Below are 12771 nucleotides of genomic sequence, written 5' to 3' on the forward strand. Positions count from 1 at the left end.
CTGAATTCTAGGCGACGGAAATTACCACCTTTCGCCACTTTTGTAAGCATCTATCTTTCTATAAATGAAAGCAAAATGTTGCTTTAATGAAGCCAGAAAATTACGTTCTACAATACAATTATCAATACTACTTTCACATCCACATTGATAACAAAAATCATACTCAACAAGCCGTTAACACGAGCCCTGTGGGCTAATCGTTATCAACAATTGATTGCCGTGATTGCAGTCACATAACCTATAAATTCTATGCCTCCATATGCACTACCGACCTAAAAACCCAAATGCATCAACTTTTCGAATACCTTCCTCTCTTACACTGAACCTACCACTTAAGGCTTAGGGGTGATAAACGGTTGATGCCGTTTACGTACTATTAGTTAGTAAGTGCTATCGATTAGTAAGTGCTCTCAATAAGTAAGTACTGCCAATAAGCTTTTTATAATAACAAGCGGAATACTCCGCATCACACTGGAGAATAACTGTGAAGACAATTACCACAGATATCGCAGTCATCGGCGCAGGCGGCGCTGGTCTTCGTACAGCAATAGCAGCAGCTGAAGCTAATCCTGAATTGGAAGTAGCACTGATTTCTAAAGTTTACCCAATGCGTTCGCATACGGTAGCAGCAGAAGGCGGTTCGGCAGCAGTAATTAAAGACGAAGATAGCCTAGATAACCACTTCAACGATACTGTTGGCGGTGGCGACTGGCTATGTGAACAGGATGTTGTTGAATACTTTGTTGAAAACTCGACTCGCGAAATGATCCAAATGGAACAATGGGGCTGCCCATGGAGTCGTAAAGAAAACGGTGAAGTAAACGTACGCCGATTCGGCGGTATGAAGGTAGAGAGAACGTGGTTCGCAGCGGATAAAACCGGCTTCCACATGCTTCATACTCTGTTCCAGACTTCGATGAAGTACGACACAATCAAACGATTTGATGAATACTTCGTGGTGGATTTGATCGTTGAAGATGGCGAAGTACAAGGCCTAATCGCGATTCATATGTCTGAAGGTGAGCTTGTTACGATTAAAGCGAAATCTGTTGTGTTAGCAACCGGTGGCGCAGGTCGTGTTTACCACTGTAATACCAACGGCGGCATCGTAACTGGTGACGGTATGGCAATGGCTTATCGTCACGGTGTACCACTGCGTGATATGGAGTTCGTTCAATACCACCCAACAGGCCTACCGGGCACTGGCATCTTGATGACCGAAGGTTGTCGTGGTGAAGGCGGTATCATCGTCAACAAGAATGGCTACCGTTACCTACAAGATTACGGCATGGGTCCTGAAACTCCAGTGGGCGAGCCGAAAAACAAATACATGGAACTGGGTCCTCGTGACAAAGTTTCTCAAGCATTCTGGCACGAGCAGCAGAAAGGCAACACCATCAAGCACCCGCTTGGTGATGTCGTACACCTTGACCTTCGCCACCTTGGTGAAGAGTACCTGCAAGAGCGTCTTCCGTTTATCTGTGAGCTTGCAAAAGCGTACGTAAACGTAGACCCAGCAAAAGAGCCTATCCCAATTCGCCCGACCGTTCACTACACCATGGGTGGTATTGAAACTAACGGTACCTGTGAAACTCGCATCAAAGGCCTATTCGCTGTTGGTGAGTGTGCTTCAGTTGGCCTACACGGCGCAAACCGCCTAGGTTCTAACTCTCTGGCTGAATTCGTAGTATTCGGCCGCGTAGCCGGTGAACAAGCCGTGAAACGTGCCGCTGAATTCAAAGGCTGGAACGAAGAGTCTATCGCTAAGCAAGTTAAAGCAGTTGAAGATCGCATCGCAGGCATCTTGGCTCAAGAAGGCGATGAGAACTGGGCTGACATCCGCACTGAAATGGGTCACACCATGGAAGCGGGTTGTGGTATCTACCGTCAAGAAGACTTGATGCAAGAAACCATCGACAAAATCACTGAACTGAAAGCTCGCTACAAGAAGATCAGCATTAAAGACAAAGGCAAAGTGTTCAACACTGACCTACTTTACGCTATCGAAGTGGGTTACGGCCTTGAAGTTGCCGAAGCAATGGTTCACTCAGCGATTCTTCGTAAAGAGTCTCGCGGTGCACACCAACGTCTAGACGACAACTGCACAGAACGTGATGACGTGAACTTCCTGAAACACTCTCTATCTTTCTACAACGAAGATGCAGCACCAACCATCGACTACAGCGGCGTTAAGATTACTAAATCTCAACCTAAAGCTCGTCTATACGGTGAAGCAGCCGAGAAAGCCGCTGCCGCTGAAAAAGCAGCAGAAGAGAATGCGAAGAAGAGCGAAGAGGAGCAAGCATAATGTCAGCGAATCGAATCCAAAAAATTGAAATCCTGCGTTATGACCCTGAGCACGATGCAGAACCTCACTTTCAAACCTTTGAAGTTCCGTTTGATGAAACCATGTCAGTACTTGATGCGATTGGTTACATCAAAGATAACCTAGATAAAGACCTGTCTTACCGTTGGTCTTGTCGTATGGCGATTTGTGGTTCTTGCGGCATCATGGTTGATGGCGTGCCAAAACTGGCATGTAAAAGCTTCTTACGTGACTACCCGAATGGCTTCAAGATTGAGCCTTTGGCTAACTTCCCAATCGAGAAAGATTTGATTGTCGACATGACGCCGTTCATCGAGCGCCTTGAAGCAATCAAGCCTTACATCATTGGTAACGACCGCAAGCCAGAAGACGGCACTAACATCCAAACTCCAGAGCAAATGGCGAGGTACAAACAATTCGCTGGCTGCATCAACTGTGGTTTGTGTTACGCAGCGTGTCCTCAGTTTGGTCTAAACCCTGAGTTCATCGGCCCTGCAGCACTTGCTCTTGCTCACCGCTACAACCTAGATAGCCGTGACAACGGTAAAGCTGAACGTATGAAGCTTATCAATGGTGACAATGGCGCTTGGGGCTGTACGTTTGTAGGTTACTGTTCTGACGTTTGTCCGAAGAAAGTAGACCCAGCAGCGGCAGTAAACCAAGGTAAAGTTGAGTCTTCAATGGACTTCGTTATCTCGATGTTCAAACCTGATGGCGAACCGGTTAAAGCGACGGAGGAAGCGTAATATGAGCAATCGTAAACCTTATGTTCGTGAAATGAAGAGAACGTGGTGGAGCAACCATCCGTTCTACCGTTTCTACATGCTACGTGAAGCGACTGTACTGCCTTTGATTCTATTCACTCTGTTCCTAACCTTCGGTTTGGGTTCGCTAGTGAAAGGCCCTGAAGCGTGGGCAGGTTGGTTGAGCTTTATGGCTAACCCTATCGTTGTTGGTATCAACATCGTGGCACTGCTTGGCAGCTTACTGCACGCTCAGACCTTCTTCAGCATGATGCCTCAAGTAATGCCAATCCGTCTTAAAGGCAAATTGGTAGATAAAAGAATCATCGTACTGACCCAGTGGGCAGCGGTGGCATTTATTTCTTTAATCGTTCTTATGGTGGTGTAAGGAGCTTCGTTATGAACACAAATTACAAAATGAAACCTGTTAACCACAACCCTAAGCGCTCTGATGAACCAATCTGGTGGGGCCTATTCGGCGCTGGCGGTACTTGGTTCGCGATGATCACGCCTATCACGATTCTAGTGCTGGGTATCTTAGTGCCAATGGGCATTATCGATGCGGATGCAATGAGCTACGAACGTGTGTCTGAGTTCGCCACCAGCATTATCGGTGCGCTATTCATCATCGGTACACTAGCACTACCAATGTGGCACGCAATGCACCGTCTTCACCACGGCATGCACGACCTTAAGTTCCACGTCGGCGTTGCAGGTAAAGTTGGCTGCTACTTCGTTGCAGGCCTAATCAGCGCGCTATCTGTTATCTTCATCTTCATGATCTAACAGTTAAGAGCAGATTCGGGATTCGAGTAATCGAGATTCGAAAAGCTTAAGAGCGAAAAGACTAAAAGCAGAACAGGAATTTCTTGTTCTGCTTTTTTGTTGCTTGTCGAATCTCACACACCTAGCCCACTCGCTCTTGATCTTCCCGCTCTTCGTATCTCGCATCTCGTATCTCGGTTACTCGTATCTGCTCTTCTGCTTTTCCTGAACGCCAGATACAAAAAAGGCCGCTCATAAGCGACCTTTTCTATTTCACTGAGCCACCTTAAACAAGGTGGACACAATCAAATTATTTTACACGACCAACGTATTCGCCAGTACGAGTATCAACTTTAACAACTTCACCGATAGCGATGAATAGAGGTACGCGAACTACCGCGCCTGTTGCTAGAGTTGCAGGTTTACCACCCGTACCCTGTGTATCGCCTTTCAGGCCAGGATCAGTTTCAGTTACTTCGATCTCAACAAAGTTTGGCGGAGTAACAGTGATAGGGTTATCATTCCACAACGTTAGAGTACAAACGTCATTTTCAACTAACCATTTTGCTGAATCAGCGACTGCTTTTACGTCTGCTGCGATTTGCTCAAATGTTTCGTTGTTCATGAAGTGGTAGAATTCGCCATCGTTGTATAGGTAGCCTAGTTCAACGTCAACAACATCTGCAAGCTCGAAGCTTTCGCCTGACTTGAATGTTTTCTCTAACACTTTGCCTGACAGCAGTTTACGAAGTTTTACACGGTTAAACGCTTGGCCTTTACCTGGCTTAACGTATTCATTGTCGATAATTGCGCAAGGCTCATTATCTAACATGAATTTTAAACCGCCTTTGAATTCATTGGTGCTTACTGACGCCATGATTTTATTTCCACATCTTTGAGTTGATTTCAATGCCGCATATCATAACCCGAAAAGTCGAATCTGTTGAGCAAAACTGGCTCAAACAGCTATCGAATGCGATCTCTGACCCGACAAAACTGCTTCAAGCATTGGAAATAGACCCAACACCGTGGCAAAAAGGATTCGCAGCACGTGAGCTGTTTTCACTTCGAGTTCCTCTTAGCTTTGTTGATCGAATGGAAAAAGGTAACCCACACGACCCTCTATTACGTCAGGTGTTACCACTCAACGAAGAGTTCGAGGTTCACCAAGGCTATTCCGCAGATCCATTGGAAGAGCAAGAGAATGCAATCCCGGGCTTACTGCACAAATACAAAAATCGCGCACTGATGATTGTGAAAGGCGGTTGTGCTGTAAACTGCCGCTACTGCTTCCGCCGTCATTTCCCTTATCAAGATAACAAGGGCTCGAAATCTGTGTGGCAAACTAGCCTCGACTATGTAGCCGCCCATCCAGAGATCAACGAAGTTATCTTATCCGGTGGCGACCCTTTGATGGCCAAGGACAGCGAACTTGAATGGCTTATCCATGCTATCGAACATATCCCGCATGTAAAAACCGTTCGAATTCATAGCCGATTACCGGTTGTGATCCCCGCTCGAGTGACAGATGAACTGTGCCAATTGTTAGCTCAAACTCACCTCAACGTCGTGATGGTCAGCCATATTAATCATGCCAACGAGATTAACTTAGAGCTCAAGCAAGCCTTTCATAAGCTAAAACTCAGTGGGGCCACTCTGCTCAATCAAGGCGTGATGCTAAAAGGTGTTAACAATAGTGCTAACTCATTGAAAGAATTAAGCGAAAAGCTATTCGATGCCGGCGTGTTACCTTACTATATGCATGTACTTGATAAAGTTCAGGGCGCCGCTCATTTCTATATCACCGATGAAGAAGCAAAGATGCACTTTAAGGGGTTGATCTCTGAGGTTTCTGGCTACCTAGTACCTAAGTTAACTCGCGAGATTGGCGGCCGCAGCAGCAAGACACCACTTGACTTACATATTGAATAACCCTATCTGGAATAATCGTCGCTTCTTATCGTCTTAAACATCAAGAAGCGACAAAAGAAAACTCCCCTACCTTCTCGTTGACCACCACCGGCTGTTAAACCTTAAGCAGATAACCCAATCGTTAAGACAAAAAGTTTTTGTTCGATCGTCCGGTCTATTATTAGCATACTCGGCTCTATTCTAAATTTTTATGAGGGGTGATATGCCACAATTTATAGAACAAACTCTCAACCTTGCCCCCTTTAGCTGGGCAGGCCTCGCAGCATGCATGCTGTGTGGGTCGTTAATCGGCATCGAGCGACAAACACGCGGAAAGCCTGTAGGGATCAGGACATCAATTCTTATCATCAGCGGTACTTATTTCTTCCTTACGATGGCAATTAGCCTTTCCCCTAACACGCTCGATCAAGCCCGTGTACTTGGTCAGATCATTACTGGGGTGGGTTTCCTTGGCGCTGGGGTAATGATGACACTGGATGGTAAGATTCATGGCGTCACGTCTGCGGCCATTATTTGGGTGTTGGCTGCTTTGGGGATGATGATCGCACTTGGCCACCTTTCGCAATCTGTCATTATCACGCTAATGGCGCTAGTGATTCTGCTTGGTGTCGATAAAGTGGAAAACAGCTTCCAAAGCCTGCGCCGTGGTGTGCATCAAAAATGGATGAACAAGGGTCGTATCAAGAAATAGCATCGAACCTTAGATGGCACTGCTTAAATTGCATCTTTTAGATAAAAGAGCGCTTAGGTGTTCGATATATAGAATGAAGGCCGAGTCAAACGATTAGGCCTTCATTGGTCACTACAAACTAATCGCTGCGAATTAAAACACGTGAATACACACTTGATTCTTTCCTGCGGCCTTCGCCTTATAAAGCTGTTCATCAGATGAACGAATACTATGGTTTTCCCACAAGTGCCCAATACTGTCGAACTTGTTCAATGAATAAAGCGTTGCTCCCCCTGATACTGAGATATTAATCTTGTCACCGATCGGACATCGATAACTTTGCAAACTAATGTCATTTCTAATGCGTTCAAAGATCGATGAAAGTAATTCGGATGATTCGCCCGCAATCGCGACAACAAACTCTTCACCACCAAATCTCGCCACGATGTCTTGCTGCCTAACGCTGTTCAGCATTAACTGAGCAACATGGCAAATCACCTCATCTCCCACCTTATGCCCATACTGGTCATTCACCACTTTGAAATCATCGATATCAAATACACCAACACCAATAATTGGCTCCTCATTTTGGTTCAGTAACCGAGCTTCAAAACCACGCCGATTATATAAACCAGTCAATGGGTCGAGCATCGCTAAATTCTTCAATCGCTTGTGCTCTTGCTTGATATAAAACCGCCACAACCACAGTGCTGAGATAAAGTACAAAGCTAATAAAATAAATAGCTGAACCCGTTCCAGTTCCAGTATATGTAAGAAGTGCTCAATCTTCCCTTCTTCAATAGTCAGGTACAACTCAGTATTCATTCCATCGACATACAAAGGCCGTGAATAGGTAAAGTCCAACAGCCCATATTTGTTCACTCCTCTTGCACTCGTCACCTGGTATCCATGAACAGGATTCGAGACGAGATTCGAAACGTAGCCATCAACACCGAGCACCCCTTTGAACTCACCATCAACATAGATACCTTTGGTTAAAGTCACTACCTTCTTCCCTGTTAGGTAGTCATCGTACTGGCCGGTATACACCACCTGTTCTTGACTCTGAGCTAAGCCAAAGCGAATCGTATTTACCCAATAAGGGCGGCTATTAACGACTGAGTCAAAGGTGTCACCTTTAATGTAACGGGCAAAATCGGAAGGAGAAGAGATAATGAATTTATCTTTGGAGATAAAGTAAATCGCCGAGATGGTATCAATGGTATTAGCAAAGTAAGCCATAGTGGGTGCGATAAACATGCGCTTACCCGCTTCAGAGTGAAGTTCTGATTTCAAATCGCACATCTCACTAGGACCAGAGAACATAAAATCAAATCGAGTAGCTTGTTGGTCTTCACTAATGAAATAACACGTCTCACCTTCAATCTTTTTCTCATGTGAGAATACGTAGGTATCACTATGCAACGGATAGAGCGCGGTGATGTTGTACTCAAGCGCATTAATGATCTGTGTGAGCTCCGCTAAAGAGCGTGTCACACCTTGGTTTTCGATTCCATACTGTTTATCTGACTCTTCCGCTGAATCAACGAGCAATAAGCTCAAAACAACTAAAAAACTGGCTGTCAGACTTAAGAAAGCCTTCTTAAAATCGACGGTATGGGGATTAATCAAAGCATATAAATCATCGTTAAAATTTATCGAACATTGTACTTATTGATATAGATACTGCAACAGAAAATATAAAACGAAGTGCTTATTAACTAATTTGAGGTATATAGACAAGAAAAAGGGATTGATAGTAGTGACGCCTAAACAGAGAAGTTTAGGCGTTGATAACGCTTAGTCTTTAATAGCTATTACGCTAGCTAAACAGCTAATGTGCTAACTAAAAGCTAATGTGCTAACTAAAAGCTAATTCGCTAACTAAAAGTCGCTAATAGTAAGACCAAAGGCTAAACGACAGCTTTACTTCGCAAAGTTTACAATCGGGAAGCACGGGAAGAAACCGTTATCCGCACAGTTGATCAGACCAATCTGTACGCCTTCGATTTTGTTGGTTTTGTTGAAGATACCAACCTGAACCGTCGACACCTCTGAAAGGTTCGCAGCGCCAACATCCACCATAGTGTTACCTTCGGAGTAGTTTACGAAACTAACGTTCGCGCCTTTTACATCATTAGTAATGTTAACGGCACCTAAGTTAACACCTGTTGTTTTACCTGTGTTCCAGTTAAAGAAACCTAGTGAAGCACCTGTCATTTCTTGGTTTACTTTTGATGCACCAAAAATACCAAGGTTCACACCTGTCGTGGTTTGCGTCTCAGACATACCAACAACCGCAAGGTCAACACCTTTAAGGTCATTCACTTGTCCATGAAGCAAAGCCAAACGTACACCACCAACCGCATCAGAATCCGGAGCGTTGAAACCATTGATCGTTGAAAACATAACAGGCGAAGAAGCAAATGCTGCCGGTGCCATTACTGCTGCAGACACAGCAAGTACTGAAAGTAATTTTTTCATTAGGGAGTCTCCACTGACTGATTGTTGACTTGATTAATCTATATTTGATCAAGTATTTATTGTCCTTCACTCAACAGCTATCCATGTTAAATCAATGTCATAACTGTACCATTGAATATAAGACTCAAAATCATAAAGAGCAATATTGAGCGGAGGATATCATGAGAGGCAAGAGTAACCATCGGCAGTCAGGTTTCTGAAAGTAGACGATAAAGATTCCCTATCACGCTCGTGCCTCGCTGTCGGGAGTGACGATTTCAAAGCATAAAAAAACGGAGACCGAAGTCTCCGTTTTCTAAAGCTTATGTATGACTTTCTCGGTTACGAGAAAGGGGGATGATTACATCATGCCGCCCATGCCACCCATACCGCCCATGCCACCCATATCAGGCATTGCAGGGCCAGAATCTTGTGGCTTGTCTGTGATCATCGCTTCAGTTGTGATCATAAGACCAGCAACTGATGCTGCGAACTGAAGTGCTGAGCGAGTTACCTTAGTTGGATCTAGGATACCCATTGCAATCATGTCGCCGTATTCGCCAGTAGCCGCGTTGTAACCGTAGTTACCTTCGCCAGCACGAACATTGTTAGCAACAACAGACTCTTCATCACCAGCGTTCTTAGTGATTTGACGGATAGGCGCTTCCATTGCACGTAGTGCAACACGGATACCTACGTTTTGCTCTTCGTTGTCGCCTTCAAGGCCAGCAACTTTAGATGCAGCGCGGATAAGTGCAACACCACCACCAGCAACCACACCTTCTTCAACGGCAGCGCGAGTTGCGTGAAGTGCATCTTCAACGCGGTCTTTCTTCTCTTTCATCTCAACTTCAGTTGCAGCGCCCACTTTGATTACTGCAACACCGCCAGCTAGCTTAGCTACGCGCTCTTGAAGTTTCTCTTTGTCGTAGTCAGACGTTGCATCTTCGATTTGTTGACGGATTTGAGAAACACGACCTTGGATCATTGTTTCTTCGCCCGCGCCATCGATGATGGTTGAGTTTTCTTTAGTGATAGTTACACGCTTAGCTTGACCTAGGTCTTCTAGCGTTACTTTCTCGAGGTCTAGGCCGATCTCTTCAGAGATAACCGTGCCGCCCGTTAGGATAGCGATATCTTGTAGCATAGACTTACGACGGTCACCGAAACCAGGCGCTTTAACAGCCGCGACTTTCACGATGCCACGCATGTTGTTCACAACAAGTGTTGCTAGCGCTTCGCCTTCTACATCTTCAGCGATGATAAGAAGTGGACGAGATGCTTTTGCTACTGCTTCTAGAGTCGGAAGAAGCTCACGAATGTTCGAAATTTTCTTGTCGATAAGAAGAATGAATGGGCTTTCTAGATCAACAGAACCCGCTTCTTGGTTGTTGATGAAGTAAGGAGATAGGTAACCACGGTCGAACTGCATACCTTCAACTACGTCTAGCTCGTCTTGTAGAGCCTGACCTTCTTCAACAGTGATAACGCCATCACGGCCTACTTTTTCCATCGCTTCAGCAATGATGTTACCCACTGTAGCGTCAGAGTTTGCAGAGATAGTACCTACTTGCGCGATAGCTTTCGTATCTGCACATGGAACAGAAAGGTTCTTCAGCTCTTCAACAGCCGCGATAACCGCTTTGTCGATACCGCGCTTAAGATCCATTGGGTTCATACCCGCAGCAACCGCTTTTAGGCCTTCAGCGATAATCGACTGAGCCAATACTGTTGCTGTTGTTGTTCCGTCGCCCGCCGCGTCATTCGCTTGCGAAGCCACTTCTTTCACCATTTGTGCGCCCATGTTTTGGAACTTGTCTTCAAGTTCGATTTCACGTGCAACTGAAACACCATCTTTAGTGATAGTCGGTGCGCCAAATGATTTGTCTAGAACAACGTTACGGCCTTTAGGACCTAGTGTTACTTTTACTGCGTCAGCCAGAACGTTTACACCTTCTAGCATTTTAATACGTGCGTCATTACCAAATTTAACGTCTTTAGCAGCCATCTTAATTTCCTTTCAAATTCTTTGTTTCGGGGCGTCTCAGCGTTATCGCGTCATTCTGAACAGTGAGGGACGAACGTGATTCAGAATCTACTCAAATCGCACTCTGTTTAGATTCCAGATAATTCGTTCCTCATTTCTGGAATGACGGTATGAATCATCCAATACTGGCTCTGATAACTTTTACTGAGAGTTAAATGAAAAATAGATTACTCGACGATCGCCATGATGTCGTTTTCAGACATGATCAGAACTTCTTTGCCGTCGATTTTTTCAGTTTTCGTGCCGTAACCTTCAGCAAAGATAACGGTATCGCCAACTTTTACGTCCAACGGTTGCACTGAACCGTTTTCTAGAATGCGGCCTTTGCCAACAGCTAGAATGATACCGCGAGTCGATTTTTCTGCGGCAGAACCAGTTAGAACGATGCCACCAGCAGATTTAGATTCAACTTCTTGGCGCTCAACGATAACTCGGTCATGTAGAGGACGGATATTCATCGGTCTTATCTCCTGATAATTTCCATTTAAATTTTGATAGTTGCCACGATTAGCGTGGGTCAAACAATATGTTGGGGACAATGTGATGAATCCCAAGGGGGGAAAGATACTTTTTGTGAAGAAGTTCAAACAACAAGAAATGTAGAAAGAAAAATGGCTAGTGGATAACACTAGCCATTAGAAATTTAGTCTTCTTTTCTAAACGCAAAACGAATTAGAACAATCGCAACACCCAACATGCCGCCTAACAATGCACCAAGAACAACAATCAAAGCACGCTTAGGTTTATCGCGAGTCATCGGCTGCTCAACATTTTCTAGGTAACGGAACGTTTGAAACTCTACAGAACGGTCAATTTCAAGATTATTAAGCATATCCAGCTTTGCATTAATCTGATGTAAGCGAGGCTCTATCACGCTTAAATTTTTAACAGATTCTAAAGCTCTAACTTTCGCATCTAAACCTTTACCTCCTAAGTCAATGCTAAACAATTCTTTCTCATTGCCTGTTTGAATCGGTTTGTCTACACCAGCTGACCTAGCAATTTGAGCAGCGTACTTAGCTCGTTCAGTTTCTACTAATAACTTATTTCTCGCTTGGATTTCCAGTGCTTTCTTTTGTTGAATCAATTCGTTACGTTTAACACTGACTACTGCATTTAAATTATTGAAGGCATCTTCATAAACTATAGACTCTGTCGCTGAAATATAAGAAACAAGCATATCGAAACTACTAGCCTTCGTTATACTCTGAAAGCTAACGAGATAAGGTGATTTAATTCCCCTGTGATCGACAAGAGAAGCATTGATTTTCTCAAACCACTCAGAATACAACCTACGCATAGAGCCTTCTGCCATAGCAGAATCTTCAGCCAAAATAATATCTTTAAACTCAGCACTTTGTTTCAGAAAAGCTCGTTTGTTATTACTCGAATTAAAAGCGTCTATAAAGCCTTGAAACAGTAATTTGGAATCGATGAGATTATTCAAATCATTATTAACTAAAACGGTCCCATCATCTTGATAAACATTGAAAATTGGTTGAAATTGCTTTACTTACTGTTGATACAGAGTCAAATCTTGAGGCTGAGAGACCGTAATTGTAGCGCTAGAAGTCCACCACTCTTGAGCAAATAGTGAAAAAACAATACTGCAAGTTGAAAATAAGAACGTAACAACAATTATTAATAACTTACCATCCCACACTGCACGAAAAAGCTCTTTAAGATCAATCTCATCATTGGGGTGATACATGGGCGGATTTTCAGGGGAGTACGGTTGTGGTTGGCTCTGTTGCTTCACTATAAGTCTCTCAAAAACATCTAAATTAATAACGTTAGAATCTTATCACACCGTATGCAGCAAGTA

11 protein-coding genes and 1 pseudogene are annotated in these 12771 nt (G+C 44.2%); 6 read left to right on the forward strand and 6 right to left on the reverse strand.

Annotated features, from left to right (window positions below):
- The first annotated feature begins 484 nt into the window (after positions 1–484).
- From frdA to frdD, 4 genes are read left to right on the forward strand one after another with little or no spacing between them, the layout of a single operon-like run.
- Positions 485–2308 (forward strand): fumarate reductase (quinol) flavoprotein subunit, encoded by a 1824-nt coding sequence (gene frdA / locus K08M4_RS13670; protein ID WP_012603097.1) that lies wholly within the window; start codon positions 485–487, stop codon positions 2306–2308.
- A complete protein-coding gene (locus K08M4_RS13675) occupies positions 2308–3072 on the forward strand; it encodes a succinate dehydrogenase/fumarate reductase iron-sulfur subunit (RefSeq protein WP_086050195.1) in 765 nt (254 codons plus the stop codon). Before frdA ends, K08M4_RS13675 begins: the two co-directional genes overlap by 1 nt.
- A gap of 1 nt (position 3073) precedes the next feature.
- Complete coding sequence (frdC, locus tag K08M4_RS13680; protein WP_086050196.1) at positions 3074–3457, forward strand: fumarate reductase subunit FrdC; 384 nt, start codon at positions 3074–3076, stop codon at positions 3455–3457.
- Between the two features lie 11 nt (positions 3458–3468).
- Positions 3469–3855, forward strand: a complete 387-nt coding sequence (gene frdD / locus K08M4_RS13685; protein WP_029225230.1) for a fumarate reductase subunit FrdD — start codon at positions 3469–3471, stop codon at positions 3853–3855.
- A 289-nt stretch (positions 3856–4144) separates the two neighbouring features.
- Here frdD and efp read toward each other — a convergent pair whose 3' ends face one another.
- Positions 4145–4711 (reverse strand): elongation factor P, encoded by a 567-nt coding sequence (efp, locus tag K08M4_RS13690; RefSeq protein WP_009847919.1) that lies wholly within the window; start codon positions 4709–4711, stop codon positions 4145–4147.
- Between the two features lie 32 nt (positions 4712–4743).
- On the opposite strand from efp, the gene epmB reads away from it, so the two are divergent.
- Both epmB and K08M4_RS13700 read left to right on the forward strand, forming a co-directional pair.
- Complete coding sequence (epmB, locus tag K08M4_RS13695; protein ID WP_086050197.1) at positions 4744–5766, forward strand: EF-P beta-lysylation protein EpmB; 1023 nt, start codon at positions 4744–4746, stop codon at positions 5764–5766.
- 202 nt (positions 5767–5968) lie between these two features.
- Positions 5969–6457: an MgtC/SapB family protein gene (locus K08M4_RS13700; protein WP_086050198.1), complete on the forward strand. Its 489-nt coding sequence runs from the start codon at positions 5969–5971 to the stop codon at positions 6455–6457.
- Between the two features lie 132 nt (positions 6458–6589).
- Here K08M4_RS13700 and K08M4_RS13705 read toward each other — a convergent pair whose 3' ends face one another.
- From K08M4_RS13705 to K08M4_RS13725, 5 genes and pseudogenes are all read right to left on the reverse strand, one after another.
- Positions 6590–8023, reverse strand: a complete 1434-nt coding sequence (locus K08M4_RS13705) for a sensor domain-containing diguanylate cyclase (protein WP_086050444.1) — start codon at positions 8021–8023, stop codon at positions 6590–6592.
- A gap of 339 nt (positions 8024–8362) precedes the next feature.
- Positions 8363–8920: a VC2662 family protein gene (locus K08M4_RS13710; RefSeq protein WP_009847923.1), complete on the reverse strand. Its 558-nt coding sequence runs from the start codon at positions 8918–8920 to the stop codon at positions 8363–8365.
- 340 nt (positions 8921–9260) lie between these two features.
- A complete protein-coding gene (gene groL, locus K08M4_RS13715) occupies positions 9261–10907 on the reverse strand; it encodes a chaperonin GroEL (protein ID WP_086050199.1) in 1647 nt (548 codons plus the stop codon).
- A gap of 206 nt (positions 10908–11113) precedes the next feature.
- Positions 11114–11404, reverse strand: a complete 291-nt coding sequence (locus K08M4_RS13720; protein WP_010433998.1) for a co-chaperone GroES — start codon at positions 11402–11404, stop codon at positions 11114–11116.
- 185 nt (positions 11405–11589) lie between these two features.
- A pseudogene (locus K08M4_RS13725) lies at positions 11590–12705 on the reverse strand (LPS O-antigen chain length determinant protein WzzB).
- Positions 12706–12771 lie beyond the last annotated feature (66 nt).

The organism is Vibrio syngnathi (assembly GCF_002119525.1).
GTDB lineage: Bacteria > Pseudomonadota > Gammaproteobacteria > Enterobacterales > Vibrionaceae > Vibrio > Vibrio syngnathi.